Below are 261 nucleotides of genomic sequence, written 5' to 3'. Positions count from 1 at the left end.
ATCATTTTCGCCTTCCAGCAAGGGGCTGAATCGCCGGTTCTGCCAGAAAAGGCCGCTTTGGTACTGGATATTGACGGCCCGATTGTTGAGCAGCGATCCTACGTCAATCCCTTCGATCAATTTGTCGACAGCGCCATGGGCCAGGTGCCGGTTCAGGAAAATATCCTGTTTGACATTGTCGACACCATCCGCGCTGCCGCCAAGGACGACAGGATCACCGGCCTTATCCTGAATCTGAAAAGCATGCCAGAGACCAACCTG

Annotated in this window: 1 protein-coding gene; it reads left to right on the top strand. The window is 54.0% G+C overall.

Going from position 1 to position 261, the window contains the following annotated elements:
• The coding region (locus tag R0J87_RS21765) for a hypothetical protein (protein WP_498888911.1) at nucleotides 1-261 on the top strand (261 nt) is incomplete at both ends.

Origin of the sequence: Halomonas sp. SIMBA_159, assembly GCF_046536035.1 — a bacterium.
Taxonomy (GTDB): Bacteria; Pseudomonadota; Gammaproteobacteria; order Pseudomonadales; family Halomonadaceae; genus Vreelandella; species Vreelandella venusta_A.
The sequence above is the reverse complement of the archived record's forward strand: the minus strand, read 5'-3'. Positions and strand labels throughout refer to the sequence as shown.